Annotated in this window: 18 protein-coding genes; 15 read left to right on the top strand and 3 right to left on the bottom strand. The window is 70.0% G+C overall.

What is annotated here, in order from left to right:
• The first annotated feature begins 469 nt into the window (after positions 1-469).
• The 5 genes from ABZW18_RS24335 (at position 470) to ABZW18_RS24315 (ending at position 8,318) form a co-directional block, all read left to right on the top strand.
• The gene (locus tag ABZW18_RS24335; protein WP_356190944.1) at positions 470-2,098 is read left to right on the top strand and encodes an MFS transporter; all 1,629 of its coding nucleotides are present in this window, start codon (positions 470-472) and stop codon (positions 2,096-2,098) included.
• 150 nt (positions 2,099-2,248) lie between these two features.
• Positions 2,249-2,653, top strand: a complete 405-nt coding sequence (locus ABZW18_RS24330; protein WP_356190906.1) for a hypothetical protein — start codon at positions 2,249-2,251, stop codon at positions 2,651-2,653.
• Between the two features lie 3 nt (positions 2,654-2,656).
• Complete coding sequence (locus ABZW18_RS24325; RefSeq protein ID WP_356190904.1) at positions 2,657-5,707, top strand: caspase family protein; 3,051 nt, start codon at positions 2,657-2,659, stop codon at positions 5,705-5,707.
• A 205-nt stretch (positions 5,708-5,912) separates the two neighbouring features.
• A complete protein-coding gene (locus tag ABZW18_RS24320; RefSeq protein WP_356190902.1) occupies positions 5,913-7,205 on the top strand; it encodes an extracellular solute-binding protein in 1,293 nt (430 codons plus the stop codon).
• A 216-nt stretch (positions 7,206-7,421) separates the two neighbouring features.
• Positions 7,422-8,318 carry an adhesin gene (locus ABZW18_RS24315; protein ID WP_356190900.1) on the top strand — a complete coding sequence of 299 codons (897 nt, stop codon included), beginning with the start codon at positions 7,422-7,424 and terminating at the stop codon, positions 8,316-8,318.
• A gap of 101 nt (positions 8,319-8,419) precedes the next feature.
• Here the strand turns inward: ABZW18_RS24315 and recQ are convergent, their stop codons facing one another.
• Both recQ and ABZW18_RS24305 read right to left on the bottom strand, forming a co-directional pair.
• A complete protein-coding gene (recQ, locus tag ABZW18_RS24310) occupies positions 8,420-10,288 on the bottom strand; it encodes a DNA helicase RecQ (RefSeq protein ID WP_356190942.1) in 1,869 nt (622 codons plus the stop codon).
• 456 nt (positions 10,289-10,744) lie between these two features.
• Positions 10,745-11,530, bottom strand: a complete 786-nt coding sequence (locus tag ABZW18_RS24305) for a VOC family protein (RefSeq protein ID WP_356190897.1) — start codon at positions 11,528-11,530, stop codon at positions 10,745-10,747.
• Positions 11,531-12,088: 558 nt separating this feature from the next.
• Between ABZW18_RS24305 and ABZW18_RS24300 the strand changes: the two genes are divergently transcribed.
• Complete coding sequence (locus tag ABZW18_RS24300) at positions 12,089-12,490, top strand: DUF4234 domain-containing protein (protein ID WP_356190894.1); 402 nt, start codon at positions 12,089-12,091, stop codon at positions 12,488-12,490.
• A gap of 69 nt (positions 12,491-12,559) precedes the next feature.
• Here ABZW18_RS24300 and ABZW18_RS24295 read toward each other — a convergent pair whose 3' ends face one another.
• Positions 12,560-12,742 carry a hypothetical protein gene (locus tag ABZW18_RS24295; protein ID WP_356190892.1) on the bottom strand — a complete coding sequence of 61 codons (183 nt, stop codon included), beginning with the start codon at positions 12,740-12,742 and terminating at the stop codon, positions 12,560-12,562.
• 621 nt (positions 12,743-13,363) lie between these two features.
• Here ABZW18_RS24295 and ABZW18_RS24290 point away from each other — a divergent pair.
• The 9 genes from ABZW18_RS24290 (at position 13,364) to ABZW18_RS24250 (ending at position 22,842) form a co-directional block, all read left to right on the top strand.
• Positions 13,364-13,687, top strand: a complete 324-nt coding sequence (locus ABZW18_RS24290) for a hypothetical protein (RefSeq protein ID WP_356190890.1) — start codon at positions 13,364-13,366, stop codon at positions 13,685-13,687.
• A gap of 153 nt (positions 13,688-13,840) precedes the next feature.
• On the top strand, positions 13,841-16,210 hold the full coding sequence (locus tag ABZW18_RS24285; RefSeq protein WP_356190887.1) for a glycosyltransferase: 2,370 nt from the start codon (positions 13,841-13,843) through the stop codon (positions 16,208-16,210).
• Positions 16,207-17,490, top strand: a complete 1,284-nt coding sequence (locus tag ABZW18_RS24280) for an acyltransferase (protein ID WP_356190885.1) — start codon at positions 16,207-16,209, stop codon at positions 17,488-17,490. Before ABZW18_RS24285 ends, ABZW18_RS24280 begins: the two co-directional genes overlap by 4 nt.
• 217 nt (positions 17,491-17,707) lie before the next feature.
• Positions 17,708-18,193 carry a hypothetical protein gene (locus ABZW18_RS24275; RefSeq protein WP_356190883.1) on the top strand — a complete coding sequence of 162 codons (486 nt, stop codon included), beginning with the start codon at positions 17,708-17,710 and terminating at the stop codon, positions 18,191-18,193.
• 73 nt (positions 18,194-18,266) lie between these two features.
• Positions 18,267-18,722: a nucleoside deaminase gene (locus tag ABZW18_RS24270; protein ID WP_356190881.1), complete on the top strand. Its 456-nt coding sequence runs from the start codon at positions 18,267-18,269 to the stop codon at positions 18,720-18,722.
• Positions 18,723-19,001: 279 nt separating this feature from the next.
• A complete protein-coding gene (locus ABZW18_RS24265; RefSeq protein ID WP_356190878.1) occupies positions 19,002-19,946 on the top strand; it encodes an A24 family peptidase in 945 nt (314 codons plus the stop codon).
• A gap of 198 nt (positions 19,947-20,144) precedes the next feature.
• A complete protein-coding gene (locus ABZW18_RS24260) occupies positions 20,145-20,873 on the top strand; it encodes a hypothetical protein (RefSeq protein WP_356190875.1) in 729 nt (242 codons plus the stop codon).
• 437 nt (positions 20,874-21,310) lie between these two features.
• Positions 21,311-22,249: a hypothetical protein gene (locus ABZW18_RS24255; RefSeq protein ID WP_356190872.1), complete on the top strand. Its 939-nt coding sequence runs from the start codon at positions 21,311-21,313 to the stop codon at positions 22,247-22,249.
• Positions 22,250-22,464: 215 nt separating this feature from the next.
• Positions 22,465-22,842 carry a peptidase inhibitor family I36 protein gene (locus ABZW18_RS24250; RefSeq protein WP_356190870.1) on the top strand — a complete coding sequence of 126 codons (378 nt, stop codon included), beginning with the start codon at positions 22,465-22,467 and terminating at the stop codon, positions 22,840-22,842.
• The last annotated feature ends 86 nt before the right edge of the window (positions 22,843-22,928 follow it).

Raw genomic sequence — 22,928 nt, 5'->3', positions numbered from 1 at the left:
CTCCTGCCCCCGGAGGCGAACGATCAAGCGACGGAAGAGAGCACGGAAGAGAGCGTGGACCACCGGGCACCTGGCGCGTGATGAGCCGCCCCACAGACGACGCCCAGGCGCCTGACCGGATCAGCGCGTTGCGGCGGCGTGTACCCGGCATCGTTCGAACCTGCGGCCTCCGTTGTGCGAGCGATGCGCCCTGCCGTCCCCTGAGCCGGGGGGAGTCGCGGCTGCCACTGTGGATCCGACGCGCGCCGATGACGGTGGCGGCGTCGAGGGCCGGTTAGCCGTGCTCGCCCGGTCCCGGAGGGATGCCGGATCCGGCGTCACGATGCCTCACCCGGCCGTCGGGACCGGGACCGGGGCCGACTGGGCGACGGACGCGGATGGCACTCCTGCGCGCCAGTCGCGTCGGCTCGCAACTCACCCCGTCCTCGTGACCCTCGTCGTCGCCGCGGCCCTGCACGTCATCTGGGTCATGCTGTTCGCGAACAGCGGTGGCGACCTGGCCGCCCAGGACGCCTGGGCGGAGTTCGTCGGCCGCCACCCCGACTCCGCGTACAACCTCGCCTGGTACGGCGGCATGCACCCCGTCTCGTACAGCGTCGTCTCGCCGTATCTCATGCATGTCCTCGGGGTGCGGACGACGATGATGATCGCCGGGACCGTTTCCTGCGCCCTGCTCGCGTTGATCCTCGCGCGCAGCGGCGGCGTCAAGAACCCCCTGCCCCCGGCTCTCGCGGGCGCCTTCGCGCTCACCTGCAACGCCGTCTCCGGGCGGGTGACCTTCGGCCTGGGCACCATGTTCGCGCTGGGCGCCGTCGCCCTCGTCTTCTCCTGGCCGCGCGATCCCTTCTGGCGCACCCGCTACCGGATGTACGGCCGGGCCGGCGCGGCCGCGCTGCTCGCCGCGCTGGCGACCGCCGGCAGCCCGGTGGCGGGGCTCTTCCTCGGGATCGTGGCCGCCGCGCTGTTCCTGGACGGACGCCGTCCCGCGGCCTACGCGCTCGGTGTCGCGCCGGTGGTCGTCGTCGGTATCTCCGCCTGGCTGTTCCCCTTCTCCGGCACGCAGCCGATGAGCGTCGGGTCCGTGGTGCCGCCGTTCCTGTGCGCCGCCGCCGCGCTGCCACTGGTGCCCAAGGAGTGGCGGACGGTGCGGATCTCGGCCGCCCTCTACGGCCTGGGCGTGCTCCTCGCCTGGATCGTCGATTCGCAGATCGGCAGCAACATCACCCGCCTCGCGCTCGTCTTCGCCGGTGTCGTCTTCGTGGTCGCGCTGCCCTGGACGCCCCGCCGCTCCCGTCGCTGGATCGTGCTGTGCATCGCGCTGGCGACCGTCACCGGCTGGCAGACCTCCAAGACCGTCGACGACGTCATCAACACCACCCCCGCCGCGTCCTGGGCGAGGGAACTGGCGCCGCTGGTCGACCGGCTGCAGCGGGTCGACGCCGAACGCGGCCGGGTCGAGGTGGTCCCGGCCCGCAGCCACCGCGAGGCCTCCGCGCTCAGCCCGTACGTCAACCTGGCCCGCGGCTGGAACCGGCAGGCCGACCGCGAGCGCAATCCGATCTTCTACGAGGAGAATCTGCTCACCCCGGACAGCTACCACGCCTGGCTGAAGCGCTGGGCGGTGCGCTACGTGGTGCTGCCGAAGGACGATCCGGACACCGCGGGAGTGGACGAGGCGAAGCTGATCGAGGCGGGCCAGCCCTATCTGAAGCGGGTGTGGTCGGATGCCAACTGGAAGCTGTACCGGGTGTCCCGCCCGACGCCGATGGCCGACCCGCCCGCCACGGTGACCCGGGCCGACGCCGGCGAGCTGGTCGTCACCGTGAGGACCGCGGGCCCGGTCCTCATCCGTATCCCGTACTCGCCCTGGCTCGGCCTGGTCGACGCCGACGGCAAGGGCGTCGAGCCGCCGGAGACGTACCCGTCCGGTGACGGCTTCCTGAACCGCCACGGCTGTCTGACCAAGCAGTCCCAGGAGGCGGTGGCGGGGGAGCCGGAGGACGAGTGGACCCTGCTGCACGCGCCGCAGCCGGGCACGTACCGGATCGCGGCGCCGTACCAGCTGCCGCGCGGAACGCCCTGCCCCGACGTGGGCTGAAGCCCCGGGGTCCGTACGCCACCGGACAGGCCTCTGGGTCAATCGCTGGCCAACCGCCTCCGGAACCACCACAATTGGCAGTGCGTCATGCGGGGGTAACGGATTGTGTGCGCCGACGGGGGCGCGGAGCCGAGGGGCGGGGCGGCGTCAGTGGATATCCGGATCAGTGTCGAGGGCAGTGCGGACCAGAGCAAGGAGCTGCTGGGCATCGCCGGGTGGCTGAACGACGAGGAGTCCTTCACCCGGTACTGGACGTTCACGGCGTTACCCGCACCGGGCAGGGCGGGAGCGCTCGAGGATCTCGTCGTGGCGCTCTCCGCGCACCTGGCGGGTACGGCGCTGGCCGATCCGGTACGGGCCCTGGTCAGCGCGCTGACGGGCTGGCTGCGCAGCAGGGTGCGGCTGAGCCAGGGCAGCCGTACGGTCGTGAAGGTGCAGGTGCCGGGCCGGTCGGCGGTGCGGATCACCGAGAGCGAGCTCACCGGCGAGAACGTCCCCGATCTCATCGATCGGATCCGGGCGGAGCTGGAGGCCGGCACGACCGGTGGTGCCTGAGCCGTGCCTGCGCACGTACCCGAGCGGAACGGTTCCCGGGCATTCCTCGTCGGTGTGCCCAGCGTGGCGGAGGGCGGCTTCGAGCCGCTGGACTACGTCGACCGGAACCTGGACGATCTGCGCTCCGCGCTGTCCGACAAGGCGCGCGGGATAGTCCCGTACGACGCGGTCACCGTCCTGCGGTCCCCCAGCCGGGGTGAATGGCTCCGAGAGTTGAAGCGGGTCGCCCAGCAGACCTCGGACCTGCTGATCTTCTACTTCGTGGGCCACGGTTACCGCGACCCCTTCGACAATCAGCTGTATCTGATGACACGGGACGCGGATCTCGACGTCAACCTCGTGGGGACGGCGGTCGCCTGGACCCATGTGCTGGAGACGCTCCCCGCCAAGCACGTCAAGCGAGCGGTGTTCATCCTCGACTGCTGCAACTCCGGTCTGGCGGCAGAGGGGGGCGGGGTGGGGGAGAGCGGGCACTACATCCTGGGCTCCGCGCTGCCGACCAAGACCCAGCCGTCGGCGGGTGTGCATGTCGCGGAGGCGGGCGCGGAGCCGGGCTCGGGCGCGGGCGCAGACCCGGGCGCGGAGCCGGGCTCGGGCACGGGCGCAGACCCGGGCGCGGGCCAGGAGGGCGCGGGCAAGGAGGGCGCGGGCAAGAGGGGCGCGGGCCAGGAGGGCGCGGGCCAGGGCGCGGGCAAAGGGGCGATGGCGGCTCGGGGTGCGCCACGCAGCCGCTTCACCCACGAGATCATCTCGGCCATGGAGTCGGTCGGGCAGGGCTCCGGCGATCTGACGATGCAGGGCCTGTACGACCGTCTGCATGCGGCGACCCCGCACTGGCCGGCGGAATTCGGCGACGGATGGGGGCCGAAGGGCGGCAGCAGCGGGGACGGCCCGGACATCGTCATCGCCCGTTATGACCCCCCGGTGTCGCACGCTCCCGTGCCGCCGCCCGTCAGGCGCACGGTGGTCGATCCCGACTCCGGCCGCGACACGGACGCTGGCAGGCCGCCGGACGACGGTAGGCCGCCGTACGAGTCGCGGTCCCCATGGCCCCCGCGGCTCCCGCAGTTCCTCCGGCCGCCGGGGCTCCCGCGGCTCCCGCGGTGGCTCACCGACCGATGGAAGCCCGCGCTGGCGGGCGGTGTCGCCCTGCTCCTCGCCATCGGCCTCGGGGCGTACGTACTCCTCGACGGCGGCGGCAGGTCGGGCTGCCGGCCCCCGCTGGAGCTCCGGTTGATGACCGGCCTCGAGACCCGGGCCGCCGTCTCGCGGGCCGTCGCCGAATACATGACCGACGATGCCAACCGCAAGCCGCTCGGCAAGCAGGACGACGCCCCGGCCGGCTGCCGCCGCGCGAACTTCACCGTCTTCGCAGCCGGGGCAAACGAGACCGTCGACGCCTTCGGTGCGACCACCGCCTGGGCGGGCCGGCGCGACAACGGTACCGGCACACCCCTGAGCACCGTCCCGGGCACGTCCGCCGAGCCCTGCCCCACCGGATCCCCGGCTGCCGCGCAGCAGCGGCCCACCGTGGAGAAGAAGTCCGCGACCTGCCTCGATCCGCTGCAGGACGTCGGACCGCAGCCGGACCTCCTCGTGACCGGGTCGAGCACCGAACTCAGCCGTATCCAGGCCCAGCTGAAACGCGCACCCGGTCCGGTCGACATCGAGAGGCTGGGTTCGGCGGGCTATTCACCGCTGGTGCTCGCGATCCCCGCCGCGCTGGAGGAAAAACTGACGGCACACCGCGTACAGCGCACCGGCAGCACCTGGAACGAACTGCTGGCCGCCATGCGGAAGGTCGCGCCCCGCATGCCGTTGCTGCGACCCGATCCCGCCACCTCCGGCACAGGCCTGCAGCACACCGTCGGTCTGTACGAGGTGCGCGACGGCCAGTTCGAGGGCGGCCAGGCCCGCGACGCCGACTGGGTGGAGGCGCAGGTGCAGCAGGGCACCGATGCCGTACCCGCCCCGGACGCCGACAGTCTGCTCTGCGCCCTCGCCGACCCCTCGGCGGAGGGCCCGCACCTCGGCCAGGCGGCCGCTCTGGTCTCGGAGAAGGCCGTCGCGGACTTCAACCTCGGCAAGCGTGAGGGTTCGGCGTGCGCCAACAGCAAGCCCGCCGACGCGCAGTCCCGGCTCCTCGCGTACTACCCGCAGGGAGTGCCCGCGCTCGACATGCCGGTGGCCGAGGTCCGCTGGAAGGGGACGCTCGACCGCGACCGGCGGTCGGAGGCGATCCGCCAGTTCCACGTGTGGCTGACCGGGGAAGGCAGCGGGGCCTTTCTGAACGGCATCGTGCGCGGTATCGGCGGCGGCGGTGAGCCCGTCCGGCCGAACTCAGGCGTCTGGACGGATGCCGCGAGCACCGGAGTTCTGCGAGACGCGGTGGTGGTGACCGGAGAGGCCGACGGCCGGACCGCCGATACCGTCGTGGCGCAGTACACGAAGACTCGCAAGCCGGGGCAGGTGCTCTTCCTGGTGGATGTCTCCGGCTCGATGGCGGAGGGCGGGAAGGCCGCCATGGCTCAGGCCGCGCTGCGTCAGTCGATACAGCGCCTCGGGCCCCAGGACTCCTACGGCATCTGGTCCTATCCGAAGTCGGTGCGGCAGCCCAGCCACGCCCGGACGGAGGTCGAGCGCGGCACCCCGGGAGGCGAGCGGGCGGGGGCACTGGCCTGGGCGGACTCCCTCGCCAAGAAGCCGATGGTGGCCAAGGGCGCGGCGGTCCACGAAGTCCTCACGCGCGCGCTGCGCGAGACGCGCGACGACACCCGGCCGCTGATCGTGCTGATCACCGATGGCGACAACCGGCCCCAGGGCAGCAGCGGCAAGGCGGCGGCCCCGGAGTTGGACAGGGAGCAGCGGCGGGAGCGCAGCACTCGGGTGCTCGTCCTGTCCGTACGGCTGGACGGCTGCACGTCGCAGATCCGCCGGTTCGAGAATCCGGACAAAGCGGGCTGCTACTCGGGGCGGCCGGACCGGGCCGCCGAAAAGCTGGCGGAGCAAGTGGCGAACCAGGTGCAGGGGGGCATGAGCGATGAAGCGCCGTAGCCGTAGCCGTAGCCGTAGCCGTAGCCGTAGCGGAAGCCCTATCCCTATCCCTGTCCCTATCCGTCGTCGTACCCGTACCCGTACCCGTGGTCGTACGTCCTCCGTCGCGGGGGCCGCCCTGCTTCTGCTCTGCACGGCCTGCACCTCGGGCGGTGACGGGGCCCCGGACCCCGAGCCGCCGGCGGGGGACGAGCGGGTGCTGCGCGTGGCGACGGCCTCGGACGTATCGCAGGGCCCGGTACGGCAGCGGCTGATCGAGGCATGGGACGCCGCGCAGCCGGATGTACGGGTCGAGATCGTCAAACTGCCCGCCGCCGCGGACAACGCACGCAGCCAGCTGGTGGCCGAGCTCCAGTCGGGCAGCGCCGACTACGACGTGGTGAACATCGATGTGGCATGGACGGCGGAGTTCGCCGCGGGCAAGCTGATCAGGCCCCTCGACTGGAGCCTCCCCGAGGGGATGTGGCCTCAGGTGGCCGAGACGGCCCGGCTCGGCGGTGAGACCTGGGCCGTCCCGTTCAACACGGATGCCGCCCTGCTCTACTACCGCAACGACATCTGGAAGGACGAGAACTGGCAGCCGCCGACCAGCTGGGGCGAGTTGAACACCCTCGCCGCCGAGGTGGAGGACGAGAACCAGGTCGAGCAGACCTTTCCCAAGGGTTATGCGACCCAGCTCGACTCCTACGAAGGGCTGACGGTCAACGCCCAGGAGGCGGTCTGGGCGCACGGCGGCGAACTCGTGGACAGCGAGGGCGAGGTGCGGGCAAGGTCCCCCGAGACCCAGCAGGGGCTGAGCGATCTCGTCGAGCGTTACAACGAGGTCATGCCGAAGGAGAGCATTACGGCCGACGAGCGCGACACGCTGGAGATGTTCCGGGACGAGGAAGTCGCGTTCATGCGCAACTGGCCCTATGTCTACAACGTGCTGTCGGCGGAGGGCTCGAAGGTCAAGGGCAAGTTCGGGGTGGTGCCGCTGCCCGTACTGGTGGGGCGGGCCGGGTCGGTGCTCGGCGGGCAGAACCTCGCGATCACCGAGAGCAGCGACCATTCCGCCGACGCCCGTCGACTGCTCCGGTACCTCGTACGGCCTGCGCAGCAGCGCTGTCTGCTGGACGCGGGCTTCGCGCCGGTGCTGAGGGAGTCCTATGAGCCGGGCGGCCCCGCGTGCTCCCTGCCGGACAGCGGTTCGGCGGGCGGCGGTTCGTCGGAGGCCGGTTCGTCGGGGGGCGATTCGGGTGGAAAGGATGAGGAGGGCGGCGAGGACGAGGACCCCGGTCAGGTTGCGGAGAAAGGAGCGGACGGACTTCCCGAATACACCGATGAGTTGAAGGCGGCCCTCGGCAACGCCCGGACACGGCCCGTGACTCCGTACTACGCGGCGTTCACGGAGCTCGTACAGACCAAGGTGCACAAGATGCTGGAGGGGGACCCCGGAAAGGACACGGTCGCCACCGCTCTGGACAGGAGTCTGCGAAAGGTCTTGAAGGGCGGCTGACCCCTTGTCGGTGCGTTCCCACGCACTCACCTGGGATTCTTCACACCGCACCCCTACCTATGAATAGCAGCCTCATGCATAGTGGTCCCGCATGTCGGCGATGCGTACCCGAGGAAATCTTCCATGGCGTGTGAGCAGTGCGGCGGGCACGAGAGATCGCTGTCAGGCAGGCCGTGCGTCTGCCGTTTCGTCAGGCCACGGCCGTCCGGGTCGCCGTTGGCGGGGCGCAGCAGTCCCGAGCCGTGGATCGTCCGGGAGACTCTGTACGGCCGTTGGACGACGTTCTCGCGCCGCCGGCAGGCGGGCATTCTGGTGGGCGCCGTCCTCGCGGTGTCCGGTCTGGTCGGCATGGGGTTGATCATCGCGTCGTCCTTCCCCTCCGGCTCGGATTCCCGGACGGACCAGGCGGCGGACACGGAAATACGTGATGCGCCGAAGCCGACGCTGATCCTGCCGACGGGCGAGCCGATCGATCCCGAGGAGAGGCCGCCCAGCTCGTCCTCGTCGCCGAGCCGCTCGGACGAGCCCTCGCACGACAAGGACTCTCCCCGCCCGAAGCCGCCGAAGAAGCCCGCCGACCCGGACCCGGTCACGTACTCCGCATGGGCGGGCCACGGCTGTTCGTCACCCGCGGGCGGCGGTTACGACGAGGACGGCCGGTACGACGACGGCATCGAGGGCTGGTACAACGTCAGCACAGGTGGCTACGGAGGCGGTTCGTGCGACACCTCCTTCGCCGCCGTTCCCATGTCGGGCAGCGATACGCAAGACGGCCACAACCGCGTGCTGTGGTGGTGGTCGGTGGGCGATGACTCCGAGGAGTGCACGGTCGCGGTGTATGTGCCCAACGGTGACGGTGACCGCGATGTGGCGGGCAGCCCCACGGTGTACGAGGTGCTGTCCGGCCCGGACGACCAGGACACCACGTACGCGTCCTTCTACATCAACCAGAGCGCCAACCGCGGCCGTCTCGTCGACGCGGGCACGTATCCGGTCGATGACGGCCGTATCGCGGTGCGGATGCTCGACCGCGGCCAGGACTGGAACGACCACGGCCCGACGTACGCGCACCACGCCGCGGGGCAGATGAAGGTCACCTGCCAGGCGTCGTAACGGCGCCGGGCCTCGGGTCGCAACCGAGCCCCCGCCTGCCCCAACCAGCTCCTGGGACACCGCAGTTCGACGGCAGTTCGGAGAGCTTCAGCGGGGTCCGTTCATTCACCTTCGGATACATCGCCTTCCGGCTCGTTCGGCTCGCTCGGCTCGTTCGGCTCGTCGGTGAGGATGTCCAGGATCTGCTGCCCGTACTTCGCCAGCTTGTTCTCTCCGACACCGTTCACGGTGCCGAGGTCGGCCAGGGCCGATGGTGAGGCGGTCGCGATCTCGCGCAGGGTCGCGTCGTGGAAGATCACGTACGCGGGCACGCCCTGCTCCTTCGCGGTGGCCGCCCGCCAGGCGCGGAGCCGCTCGAACACCGGCACCGCCTCGTCGGGCAGTTCGACGGGCGCGGCGCGGCGGGACTTGGTGGCCTTGGCGGCCGGTGCCGCCCGCCGCTCGGGCTCGCGACGGAGCAGGACCTCGCGCTCACGGCTCAGCACCCCGGTACTCGCGTCGTTGAGCACCAGAGTGCCGTAGTCGCCCTCGACGGTGAGGAGGCCCTGGGCCAGCAGCTGGCGTACCACGCCGCGCCACTCCGCAGCGGTCAGCTCGGTGCCGATGCCGAATACGGTCAGCGCGTCGTGGTCGTGCTGGATGACCTTGGCCGTCTTCTTGCCGAGCAGGATGTCGATGATCTGGCCCGCGCCGAACTTCTGGCGCCGTTCGCGTACGAGCCGCAGCACGGTGGAGAGGACCTTCTGCGCCGGGATCGTGCCGTCCCACGACTCCGGAGGTGACAGACAGGTGTCGCAGTTGCCGCATGCGGTGCTGTGCTCGCCGAAGTAGGCGAGCAGCGATACCCGGCGGCATTCGACCGTCTCGCAGAGCGCCAGCATCGCGTCGAGGTGGGCGCCGAGGCGGCGGCGGTGGAGCTCGTCGCCCTCGGAGGTCTCGATCATCTTGCGCTGCTGCACGACGTCCTGGAGACCGTAGGCCAGCCAGGCGGTGGAGGGCAGGCCGTCGCGTCCGGCGCGGCCGGTCTCCTGGTAGTAGCCCTCGACGGACTTGGGCAGGTCGAGGTGGGCGACGAAGCGCACATCGGGCTTGTCGATGCCCATGCCGAACGCGATCGTCGCGACCATGACCACGCCGTCCTCGCGCAGGAAGCGCGCCTGGTTCGCGGCGCGGGTCCGTGCGTCGAGCCCCGCGTGGTACGGCAGCGCCTCGATCCCGCTCTGCACCAGGAACTCCGCGGTCTTCTCCACGGAGGCCCGGGACAGGCAGTAGACGATGCCCGCGTCGCCGGAGTGCTCTTTGCGCAGCAGTTCCAGCAGCTGCCGCTTCGGCTCGTTCTTCGGCTCGATGCGGTACTGGATGTTCGGGCGGTCGAAGCTCGCCACGAAATGGCGGGCGTCCTTCAGGTTCAGCCGTGCCGCGATCTCGTCGTGGGTGGCCTCGGTGGCGGTCGCCGTCAGCGCGATACGGGGCACGGCGGGCCAGCGTTCGTGCAGGGCGGACAGCGCGAGGTAGTCGGGGCGGAAGTCATGGCCCCACTGGGCCACGCAGTGTGCCTCGTCGATGGCGAACAGCGAGATCGTGCCGCGGTCGAGGAGCCTCAGCGTCGACTCGACCCGCAGCCGCTCGGGTGCCAGGTAGAGCAGGTCCAGCTCGCCCGCGAGGAACTCGGCCTCGACCATGCGGCGCTCGTCGAGGTCCTGCGTGGAGTTGAGGAACCCGGCCCGGACACCGAGCGCTCTCAGGGCGTCGACCTGGTCCTGCATCAGCGCGATGAGCGGCGAGACGACGACGCCGACACCCTCCCGTACGAGCGCGGGGATCTGGTAGCACAGCGACTTGCCGCCGCCGGTCGGCATCAGCACGAGCGCGTCGCCACCGGCGGCCATGTGGTCGATGATCTCCTGCTGGCCTCCCCGGAACGAGTCGTAGCCGAAGACGCGGCCCAGGACCCGCGAGGCGTGGCTCATCGCGGGGCTGTCGCTCATCTCGGAACCGTTGTCGAGGGCAGTCATCCGGACAGTCTAGGAGGATCCGATCGGCGGGGCGTCGGGCTGTGGACAGAGCGCCACCGGGGCCTCCCCGGGGCACGCGGCACGGCGTCGCGAGACCCCGGGGAGGACAGGTGAGACCCCGGCGACGCCCGGGTGAGGTCCCTGGGTGAGGCCTGGTGAGCCGGCGAAGCATGGGCGCGATGCCGATGCACGGTGCGGATCCCATGGGCTCGCCTTCGGGAGGCCAGGTGAGCGGGGCCCTCTTCCTTCCTGACCGTCGCTGGTCCGGCGTGCCGACCGCATGACCGCACGACCGCATGACCGGGCGACCGCATGACCGGTCGGCAGGGCAAACCGGGTAACCGGTCGGCAGGGCGACCGGGGGAGGGGTCGGCAGGGCGACCGGGGGAGCGGGGCGGGAGCGGCCTCGGGTCATTCAGTGGCGCTGGTGATCACGGCGAAGCGCGCTCCGAACGGGTCGGTGAACATGGCCAGACGCCCGATCCCCTGCGCATCCATGGCCGGGATGATCACCGTCGCGCCGTGCCGAGCGGCCGCGGCGACCGTCGCGTCGCAGTCCGTCACCTCGATGTACGGATGCCAGCCCGACGTCGTCCCCGCTTCCAGGTTCTCCGCAGGGAGCTGCATGATGCCGCCGTGCTGGGCCTCCGGCCCGCCACCGGACGGAGCGACGACGGTGTAGTTCATGCCGGGGACCGGAGCCTCCTCGAGATCCCAGCTGAAGATCGAATGGTAGAAGTCCTTCGCCGCAGCCGCGTCTGTCGTGTACAGCTCGGTCCAGCACAGCGTGTTCGGGACGGTGACCGTCTCCAGCCCCTTGGTGTCGCCGGGCTGCCAGACGGCGAACTGGGCGCCGGTGGGGTCGGTGAAACCAGCCATCCGGCCGGCCGTGAAGACGTCGTCCGGCTGGAAGCGGACGGTTCCCCCGGCCTGTTCGACCGCCTTGGCGGTGGCGTCGGCGTCAGCGGTGTGGAAGTACAGAGTCCAGGCGGACTCCGCGCCTTCTTCGGTGAGCGGGCCGGCGGCGGCGACGGTTTTCCCGTCGAGCTTGAAGAATCCGTAGCCTCCCGCGTCCGGGCCCGCTGACTGGAATTCCCAGCCGAACAGAGCGCCGTAGAAAGCGGTGGTCGCTTCGACGTCGGGGGTGCCGATGTCGAGCCAGTTCGGGGCGCCCGGGACGTACGTGGTGGTCAGCATGGGGTGATCCTCCGGCGTTTTCTCATGGCGGTGCCCGCCCGTCGGACAAGCGCGGGTGGACGGCTTCCTTGGGCAATTTCAGAATGGCAGGGGCCACTGACAATCGCGGTCCGACGCGAGGCGCGTGCCCCCGGACGGCAGGCGCACGCAGCGCAGCCAGGACACGTCCTGGGGAACGGATCTCCGGCCAGGGCGCGTTCGAGGTGCTGCGCGAGGTCGGCCGCACGTCTGGAGCGATGCGCTACGCGCGGCCGTCATTCGGCATCCGGCCCTGTCCGGCCTCGTTGCTGCCGGGAACGCCGTCCGCTGCCCGCCTCTGCTGTCCGCCGTCCTCCGCTGCGCGCAGCGCGCATGGGCGGAGAACTCCACCGTCGCGCGCGTTCCGGCCGGTCGTGGTGCACTGGGAGTGAGGAGAGTGAGGAGTCCGTTCCGGGAGCAGCGGATCCGCAGGTTCCTCGCGTGACGAGGGCACGATCAACCGGGTGTGGGCCGCCACCCGTACCGCAGGGCCTCTGCGCGGTCCCTGAACATCCGTCTCCACCGGGCAGGGAGGCCTCCATGACCGGTCGCGCAGGCAAATACCGCAACATCTTTCTCGTCTGGCTGATCTGGCCGCTGATCACGCTGGGGATCTATCACCTGGTCTGGTACTACAAGGTGAATCGCGAAGCCCAGGAATTCGATCGGCGGATCGAGGTCAACCCGGCGATGGCCGTGGTGGCCATCGCCCTCGGCTGGATCTTGATCATTCCGCCGTTCATCTCCGTCTTCAACACCGGTCAGCGCATTGCCCGGATGCAGCAGGCGGCCGGGATACAGCCCACCTGCAACCCGTGGATCGGGCTGATCCTCATGTTCGTCGCCGGTCTGTACCCGCTCTACTACCAGCACGAGCTGAACCAGATCTGGTCGCACTACCAGAGCCCGGCAGAGGGCGAGCAGGTGCCGCTTGCGGTCTGACGGTACGTGTAAGGCTCCGCTGCCGCCGGTCTCGGCCGCGTCGCCCCTGAGTCGCGGATGCCGGCAAGTTCACGCCGCTTCAACGACCTCCGAGCGCATGGCCTCCGCCCATTGGACGACCAGCCGCTCGTACTCACGGCGTTCCTCCACCGATAACCGGCCTCCCCCCGTATGCGCCCACAGCGCACGGATCTGCTCGTTGACCAGGTCAGCAGCGGACCGTATGGAACCAGAGCCAGGGATGTCGGACATGCCCACAAGTTTAGGCCCGAGGTCTGACAATGAGTCCCCAATGGGCGGGACCTTTGCGTCACATCGCGGGACACCCGCCGCGTGGCGCGGCGTGGCGAGCGACCGCCGGGAGACCTCATCACAGCTGAATGGCCAGGCTTAACCGTCGTGTTACGCGCAAGTAGGGTCAACGTCACAGTGATCAACGAGGCTGACGGTGCTGACAGTCGCTGCCACAGCGGCCAGTGAGCCTTCATCACGAATTCCGGTCCTCCCCCCACAATCCGACCAGGATGGGACCACATACATGCGGAACCTGCCGGAACACGCGCGCGTGTTCCGGGGGCTGACGGCCGCGCGCGCCCGGGAGTTCGGGCGGTTCGCGGAAGGGCAGTCCCCACATGCCTTGTTGCTCATAGCCCGCTCGGACTCCTCGCGATCGAGCGGCTTATCGGCCCTCGGGGCCGGTTCGAAAAGACCCGCCGAGCTCCGTGCGGCGAGGGGTGGCGTTACCGCTCGCCCGCCGGAGCGGCCCGCAGCCGAAGCGGTCACCATCGAGTACGTCCCAAGAGCGCCGTGCCCGGAGGCTGTTGACCGCGGCCCCCACTGCGGCGCCGTCGGCGCCTTTGACGGCGGAGAGCGTTGCGCCTCTTCCCGCCGCTCCAGCCCGGCAACTCCACGCGCCGCATCCCGTTCAACCTGCCCGGCACCCCGTACGCCCTGTCGAAGAACCGGACCCTCGACGGGCTAGGCCTGCCGGGCTCCGGCGCATCCGCACCGGACCTGGTGCTTTCGCTGGACGAACCCGACGAACCCGACGACCTGACGAACCCGACACTTTCGGCGGTTCAGCCGGCTCTACGGGTGACCACGCGGGACTTCGGCACGCGCCGCCACGCCGCGGCAGGAGCACCCGGGAAGTCCTGCCCACGGAAAGCCCTGCCCCTGGGCGCTTGCGCGCCGTGAAACGCGCCAACACCGGTGCAGCACAGATCTTCTGAGCTGCCCGCAGCGCCGTTCGACGCCCGCGGCGGCCCAAGCCCGGGCCGGGCGACCCGCACCGTGGTGTCCCGACCGGCTGTCGTACGCCGCCCCCCCCGCAAGGAAGGAACTCCCCAGGTGCTCACTACGCACCACCACAGCTCACCGAACGCGACCCTGACGGCTCCCGACCCTCGACACGGCACACCCACAACCGGTGACGGCACACCCCCGACCGGCGGACGCGTACTGGCGGTCGGTACGCCGGGACCGAGGCTCGAGCAGCTGACGCAGACCCTGCTCGCGACCGGGCACGACGTGAGCCATGCCGCCCCCGGGCAAGTGAACCTCCAGGTCCAGCAGGCTCCTCCGGACGCCATCGTCGCCCTGGACGACGAGCGGGACGCGCTCGACGTCATCCGCGAGGTCCGTGCCGCCCCCGCGGGCCGGGCGCTGCCGCTGCTCATGGTCGCCGCCGACCCCGGCTCGGCCGATGTCGTGGACATGCTGCGGCACGGGGCGGACGACTGCATACCGGCCGCATCCGCCACCGCCGAGCTGTCCGCGCGAATAGAGGCCAAGCTGCGCCGGGTCCCCGTGCCGGTCGAGAACCTGCTGCTCGACCCGCGTACCGGCCTCTACTCGCAGCCGCACTTCCTCGACGAACTCGACCGGGAAATGCAGCGCCCCGAAGCCGGCCGGCGCGGAGGCGTCATGACCGTGGTCGGCGTGGCCGAGATGGGCGCCCTGGAATCCCGGCTGGGACCACGCGTGCGCCGCGAGGTCGCCGAGCGGCTCGCCGGAATCGCGGAGCGACTGGGCAGCGTCTGCGACCGGCTCGGCCGGGACGACGACGGCCGGCTGCTCATGCTGATGCCGGGCGTCGACGAGGAGACGGCGCGCCGCAGCCTCGAGAAGTTCGCGCACACGGTGGCCGGCACCCGGTTCGTCGTCGCCGACGAGAACGTCCGGCTGACCCCGGCGATCGGATGGACTCCGCTGGCCGAGTGCGCCGACCACACGCAGGCCGTGGAGAAGGCCCGGGACGCGAGTGCCGAGGCGCTCGGCCACCGGGATCTGCGTCCGGTCATGTACGCGCCGTGGATGCGCGGCACACCCGGCCGGCGAAATCCCCTCGGTGCGGCGGTCGGTGCGGCGGTCCGCTCCCTGCTGCCGGCACTGGCCCCGCTGATGGTGCTCCTGCTCGGCGTGGGCGTGCCGTTCGTGCTGTACCAGCAGACGTACGAGATGGGCTGGGACATCGGCTCGTCCATGTACTGGGTCGTGGTCGCCGGACTCCTGCTGTCCGCGGGACTGATCGTGCTGGAGTGCCTGTTCTCGCTCGATGCCGTACCGAGGCCCGACAGTCCCGCGCAGCCGTATCCACCGGCCAGCGCGGTCATCGCCGCGTACCTGCCGAACGAGGCCGCGACCATCGTCGAAACGGTCGAGTCCTTCCTCCGCCTGGAATACCCGAACGACCTGGAGATCGTGCTGGCGTACAACACGCCGCACCCGCTGCCCGTCGAGGACACCCTCCGTGAGCTCGCGCGCCGCGACCCGCGGCTGGTGCTGCTCCCGGTCGAGGGCAGCACCTCGAAGGCCCAGAACATCAACGCCGCGGTCACGCGGGTACACGGTGAGGTGGTCGGCATCTTCGACGCCGATCACCACCCGGCCCCGAACGCGTTCCAGCACGCCTGGCACTGGTTGTCGAACGGCTACGACGTCGTCCAGGGCCACTGCGTGATCCGCAACGGCGACAGTTCATGGGTCTCGAAGCTGGTGGGCGTGGAGTTCGAGACGATCTACGCCGTGAGCCATCCGGGCCGGACCCGGCTGTACGGATTCGGGGTGTTCGGCGGCTCGAACGGGTTCTGGCGGACCGACCTCCTCGCGCGGACCCGGATGCACGGATCGATGCTGACCGAGGACATCGACTCCAGCCTGCGCGCGCTGAGCGAAGGCGCACGGATCACCATGGACCGCACGCTGATCTCGCGAGAACTGGCGCCCACCACGCTGAAGTCGCTGTGGAACCAGCGGTCGCGCTGGGCACAGGGCTGGCTCCAGGTCTCGCTCAAGCACCTGTGGAGCGCGCTGCGTTCCCCGGCCTTCACGCTCCGCCAGAAGGCGGGGCTGTTCGTGCTGCTCGGCTGGCGGGAGGCGCAGCCGTGGCTGGCGCTGCAGATCCTGCCCATCCTGATGTACTCGGCGTGGAAGGCGGGGGGCCCCGACAATCTCGACTGGGCGGTGCCGATCTGCCTGCTGGCCATGCTGTTCACGGTGTCCGCGGGCCTGGTGCAGGCGGCATTCGCCTGGCGGTTGGCCGTACCGGAACTGCGGCGGCGCCGCGGATGGTTCTGGCGGTACGTGCTGGTGTCGACCTTCTTCTACACCCACTTCAAGAACATGCTGGCTCGGCACGCCTGCCTGAAGGAGGCGTTGGGGGATCGGCAATGGCGGGTCACGCCCCGAGCCGCGACGAAGGCGGTGGACGGACCGTGAGCACTGCGCCGTCCCATCCCACGCTGTCCCACCCCACGCCGACCCGGCCCAAGGAACCGACCCATCCCACGAACACCACCGGCCTCCCGCAGCATCCGCCGGAGGGGGCGCCTGCCCGCAGCCGTGCCCGTGAGATCGAAGGCTTCCGAGGCCTCGCCGCGCTCAGCACGGTCGTCTTCCACGTCTGGCAGCAGTACTTCCGGTACGACGCCGACGGCTCCCACCCGCCGGTGGACAACCCGTTCGTGGGGGCGCTGATCTCCCTCGAGGTGATCGACTTCTTCTTCGTGATGTCCGCGTATCTCCTGACCCTGACGTACGCGCGCGTGGCGATCGACGGGGGCGCGGCCCGGCCGGCCCGGCTCTTCCTCTTCCGTCGCGCGATCCGGATCGTGCCGCTGTACTTCCTCGCGGTCCTCGTCGTGTGGGCGATTCGCAATCCGACGCTGCCCGGCAACTGGCTCGACCTCGTGGAGCATCTGACGTTCACGCATGTCTTCGACAAGCGGCAGATCTTCTACACCATCGGTCCCACCTGGTCCTTGTCGCTGGAGGTGCTGTTCTACGCCGTCCTCGTCGTGCTCGGGCCACTCGCGGCACGAGCCTGCCGGTCGTTCCGCCTGAGGAGCGCGCGAGTGGCCGTGTGCGCCGGGGGCTGCCTGCTGCTGTACGCCGTGCCGCTCGTCTGGACCGCCTTTGCCCACTACGTGCTCGAGGTGCCGCACACCGACTGGCCGGTGTACTTCGGCCCGCAGGCCCGCTTCGGCGGGTTCGCGGCAGGCATGGGACTGGCCGTGCTGACGGTCGCCCTCGACCAACGGGCCCGCCTGGGCTCCCGGTCCGCGATGGCCCTGCGGGCGGCAGCGCTGGCGGGCCTGTACGGGCTGTCGTTGCTCACCACGCATCCGGAGAACGCGGCGTCGACGTTCTTCCACCCGATGGCGAGCCTGCTGTGGACCGTACTGCTCTTCAGCACGGTCCACGTCCGTCAACGGGGCCGCTGGCACGGGCTGTTGCAGGCACGCTGGCTCACCGGCACCGGCTTGATCAGCTACAGCCTCTTCATCTGGCACGAACCGATCCTGCTCGAGCTCTCCAAAACCGGACTGCTACCGGCGGGCCAGGCGGGCTTCCCCCTGGCCGCAGCGATCGTGCTGCTGGTGGCCGTGCCGGTCGCGGCGCTGAGTTACTGGGCGATCGAATACCCGTCGAGCCTGCTCGGCCGACTCAAGGACTCCACGGGCCGCCCGCGCGACTTCTACCCGGAACCGACGCGGTAGCCGCAGCGAACGGTTCTTCTGAATGAACTCGGAGGGTACGACGCGGCAAGCGCCGTTTACACCACATGCTCATGGAGTCGCGGCGGCAGCCGGCGATGAGTGAACTGCTTACCTGCACGGGGTAACGGCTGGGGCTCCTTTGCCCGGCCCGTGGACGGCGGCACACCAGGCGGCTACGCTCACACAGGTGGCACAAGCTCGCCGACCAGGGGGAAGAGTGAGCAGATTTCGAATGTTGTTCCCGTGGTTATTCGAAGGTGTCTATACCGAAGTAGACGGACCTCGCCATCTCAGGGCGCTCCGGAACCTTCAGCCCAAGGAAGACGACGCATTCGAGCACGGGTATCTCTACTCGTGCTTAAGCATTCTGGACTCGAAAGCGCAAGCTCTTCTCACCTATGTCGGTATTTTGATGGCTGCCGCGTCCATCTCGCTGTCAATCTTTTCCAGGGAAGTGAGCACAGGGAGCGTCCTGGTGTTCTCCGCCCTCGCCTCCAGCTGCATAGCGGCCGGTCTGTGTCTCACGGTCATATGGGTTCACTGGACGGACACTTCCGACCTGGAACGGTCCGACGAACTGTTCCTCACACTTCTGGCCATCCGAAACAGAAGAACCATCGGCTACCGGATAGCCTGGATGGTGGCTCAACTGGCCACCGTCCTGCTGTTGCTTGGTATTGTCCTCGAGAGGAGGGTGCCTTGAAACGGCCGGGTTCTGCGCGGCGTCAGAAACCGTAATGATTGAACACTGAAGCAGCCTATGATGGAATGGTGCCATGACTACCCTCCCGGAAGTGGACAGGAATTGCTTCGAAGCGGCCCTTGAGGAAGCCCGCCTCGGGCTTGCCGAAGGGGGCGTTCCTGTAGGTTCCGCACTTCGGTACCAAGATTCCTTGATCTCTGTAGGTCGAAATGAGCGTGTGCAGCGCGACGACCCGATCGCCCATGGGGAGATGTCCTGTCTGCGAAATGCGGGGCGACGGAGTTCGTATGACGGGGTGACTCTCTACACCACCCTGTCTCCGTGCGAGATGTGCACCGGAGCCATTCTTCTCTTCGGTATCAAACGCCTTGTCGTTGGAGAGGACATTACCTTTACAGGGAATCTTGCGGCTTTCGAATCGCGCGGCGTGGAAGTCATTCTGCTCAACGATCCCCGCTGCCAAGACCTCATGAAAGAGTTTCAAACGCGCTATCCGCAGGTGTGGGCCGAAGACATCGGAAAGTCCTGACTCTCGGGTTCGCCGCCACCCCGGGCTGTGCACCGGCCATCGTCGCACCAGGAAGCATGAGCAGCAGCAGGCCGAGCGCCCCGATCACAAAGGGCGTCGTCACCCACACCGCGATGATCCGGCCGCGCGAACTCGGTACGCCTCGGTGAACAGGACCAGCGCGCCGGCGGGGACCAGGTTCTCGGTGTTCATCCGGCGCGAGCACAGGGCGCGTTGTGTCCCCGCAATGGGGTCCCTGGGCCCATGATGAGCGGCTCCCGCTCCCCGTAGGGTCGGGCCGTGCATCTCTTGCTGACCCTTCTCGCCGCCGGATACGGCGCGCTCAGCGGTCTGCTCGTGCCGCGGGTCGCCTATCGGCTGGCCGTCGACCCCGGGGAACAGTGGCGCACCGCTTGCCCCGACGGGCATCCACTCACAGGACCCGCGAGGGGCTGGCTCGGCCTGGCCCGCTGCGCCGCACCGGCCGCTCCGCCACCGGCCGATGCCGCACCGGCTGACGCCGCACCGGCTGACGCCGCACCGGCCGACCCACCGGCCGATCCGCCAACTTTCGGCGCCGCACCGGCCGACGCCGCACCCGCCGAGGACACAGCACAGGCTGTCGCCGAGGCAGGACCGGCCCGTGCCACGCGCGCCAGACCGGCCGGGGCGCCTGAACCGCCCCGCGAAGTCCGCTGGTACGGGCCACGAAGGGCGACCGCCCCCGTCATCACCGCCCTGCTGTGCGCGGTGCTCGCCGCAGCCGTGGGACCCAGTCCGGAACTGGCCGTATGGCTGCTCCTCACGCCCGCCGCGGTCGTACTCGCCCTGGTCGACGGCGGCGTGCACCGGCTGCCCGATGTGCTGACCCTTCCCCTGGCCGCCGCTGCCGCGCTGCTCCTCGCGGTGGCCGCGCTGCTGCCCGGCCATGCGGGATCGTGGCCGCGGGCGCTGGCGGCCGGCCTCGTCCTCGCCGCCGTCTATGGCGTGCTCTTCCTGATCAATCCGGACGGCATGGGCTTCGGCGACGTCAAACTGGCGCTCAGCCTGGGGATCGCACTCGGCTGGTACGGCTGGGCTGTACTCCTCGTAGGCGCCCTCGCGGGCTTTTTCCTCGGCGCGCTCTACGGAGCCGGTCTGATGCTGCTGCGGCGCGCGGACCGGAAGTCGGCCATGCCGTTCGGCCCGTTCATGGTCTTCGGAACCCTCCTGGGCCTGCTGCTCGGTGGCCTCGGCGCCTCCTGACCGGCATCCGGCGGACCGGTGACGGCGGATCGTGTCGTCGCGGCGACAGGCCGTGTTTCTTATGAGGCGGAAGTGAACGCTGTTGTTAGCGTGCGACGGACAGTCGGCGCCGCGTGCCGCGTGCCGGTGGTGAGAATTGAACAGGTCAGGAGTGGTTCCACGATGAGGGCGCGTACGAGAACACGTACGAGACGGCGCATGGCGACGGTCGCGGCTGTGATGGCGTTGGGCTTCACCGCTGCGTGCGGCGGAGCGTCGTCCGAGGACGCGGACAAGACGGACAAAGCCAAGCAGGAAGGCGCCTCGAAGCCGCCCGCTGCCCCGGCCCCCGAGTCTCCGGCGAAGGGCAGCGCGAACGGCGGCCGGACGCTGTCCGAACAGGAACTCGACAAGGCCGCTCTGTCCGAGGGTGACGCGAAGGGCTTCGCCGTCACAACGCTGGCCGACGCCCCTCCCGGCGGGGAGAAGGCCGGCAAGGCCGAGTGCCGGCCGCTGACCGCGGTGATCAGCGGCACTCCCGAGCCCGCCGCGTCCGCGACGGTCTACCGTCAGCTGACCGCGAAGGGCAAGGCCGGACAGACGGTCATCACCGAGTTCCTCACCGCGCACCAGCAGAAGGACGCCGCGAAGGTGCTCGAAGACCTGCGCGCGGCGGTCAAGGCATGCGCGGCCGGCTTCACAGCGCAGGGCGAGGACGGCCCCTCGAAGTACTCGGCGGTGAAGGAACTGCCCGCGCCGAAGGCCGGGGACGACGTGCTCGCCTATCAGGTGACGGGTGATTACGAGGGCGAGTCGGTTCCGCTGGTGTTCCACCTGATGCGGTCCGGGTCGACGATCGCCACCTTCTACACCGCGAACCTCGTGGACGCCAAGACGCCCGAGATCCCGGCGGCGCTCGTCATGGCGCAGGCGGACAAGCTGAAGTAGCCGCAGCCGGTGATGCGGTGCCGATGGGCCGACGGCCCGGCGTGCGAGCGCCGGGCCGTATGCGCCGCGCAGCGTTCGCAGAACCTCCGAGCGCTGCGGAAGTGGCCCGATCCGGTACCGGCTGACGGTCCGTCGGCCGCGGTACGGCGGCCAGTCCGCGGCCGCTGGGCCCCGCGCCGTGTTCCTCATCTCGGGGATGCCGGTACCGAACCGGGACGTCGTACCTGTCACGAACGTTGTGTCACCGTGCGACGGACTCGCGGGCCCGCCCCCGACGGCACCGAGAACGTACAATTCCATGCACCCTCGGACATCTCAGGTTCACAGCGGATGAAGCGTCATCTGTAATGGGATCAGCCGACGGGGGAGTCGGAAGACGGCGGCGGTCGCGAGCGTGCGGCCGGGGTCAGGGGGTGGCCACATTGCGGGCTGCGAGGATGGTTTCGGCGACGCTGCTGATGGCGTGCGCAGCGGCTACGGCCGGCTGTGCGGGCGGCACGGACGGCGGCACCAATGACCGGGGAAGGCGGCCGGTTCCACGGTCCGCGCAGGCGCAGGACGATTTGCTCAGGGGCGCTGAATCCGCCCTGGTCCGGCGCTGTCTGGCCGAGAAGGAACTGAAGCTGCCGCAGGCTCCCGGAGGGAATGCCGGCCCCGGCGGGGCGAAGAACGGCGCCGGGACCTCCCAGCGGGAATTCCCGTACGGCATCGAGGACTCCGCATGGGCCGCCGAGCACGGCTTCGGCCTGGACACGCCCCGGACGTCCTCGCGGCAGGGCGACACCGCCCGCAGCGGTCACCTGCGGAAAGGCGCCGGCGACCGCCCGGACACCGGCCCCGACACCGCCGCACGACAGCGCGAGCTGTCCGACGCCATGTTCGGCTCGGGGAAACGCGAGTTGTCGGCCCGCACCGCCACGGGCCACCTCATCAAGGCCAACAGCGACGGCTGCCTCGCACAGGCCCAGCGCACCCTCTACGGAGACCAGAAGGGTTGGTTCCGCACCCAGGTGACGGTGAACAACCTGGGCGCCGAGACGCATCAGCGGGTCACGGACGATCCCGCGTACAGCACGGCTCTGGCTCGCTGGTCGCAGTGCGTGCAACCCGTACAGCAGGCCGAGGACCCGGATGAGCTGCGGCGCATCTGGCAGCGTCGCGCCCGCGCCCTCGCACCCGAACAGGCGGAACGGCTCCAACGGCAATTCGCCGTGGCCGAAGCCCGTTGTGTGGGGAATACGGGCCTGGCTCGCACGGGTGAGCGGCTGGAGCGTCGGCATGGGGCCGAGGTACGGGCCGCGCACGCCGAACTGCTCGCCGAACACCGGCGGATGCGGGAACGCGGCCTGCGGATCGCCGCGCGGAACGCCGGCTGAGCCACCCGGACGTACGGGGCCCGCGCGGACCGCGGCCAGGAACCCCGGCTCCTCCCATCACCGCTCCTCCCTCCCCGCTCCGACGCCAACTGCGTCACCTCACCGGACTCCCCGGGCCGCGACCGGCCATGGGGTTCAGCGAGTGCGCCCGCGCACGGCCGCCTGAGCGGTCGGCCACGGCCGTACTCACTCACCACCAAGAAGGGACATCTCTCATGCGTAAGACATTCATCACCGCAGCCGCTCTCGTCCTCGCCGCAGGCGGTGCCGTGGCAGCCGTTCCGGCGTCGGCGCAGGCAGCCGTGCCCTGTGGGTCCGGCAGCTTCTGCGCGTTCACCGACGCCGACTTCGGTGGTCTCGGAGTGGGCTGGACCGGGGACGACGGCTGGTGGGAGGGCAACATCGCCGACCAGGACAGCTCCTGGGCCAACTATGGGATCTCGGGCCCGGGCATCAAGGACCACGTCAAGGTCTATGCGAGTGCCTGGCAGGGCGGTGGCGTGACCATCTGCCTGACGCCCGGCCAGGAGGTCGGGTACAACGGCGGCGCCAACGACCGGGGCGACTCCCACACCTGGACGACGGGCTGCTGAACCACATCTCCCGCACGCGGTCGGCACCGGGGCCCACCCCCGCGCCGCCCGCCCCACCAGACCGCGCCCCCCCGCGGGGGGGGCGT

Origin of the sequence: Streptomyces sp. NPDC004647, assembly GCF_040609575.1 — a bacterium.
Lineage (GTDB): Bacteria > Actinomycetota > Actinomycetes > Streptomycetales > Streptomycetaceae > Streptomyces.
Note: the sequence above shows the minus strand (reverse complement) of the source record. Positions and strands in the feature narration are given on the sequence as shown.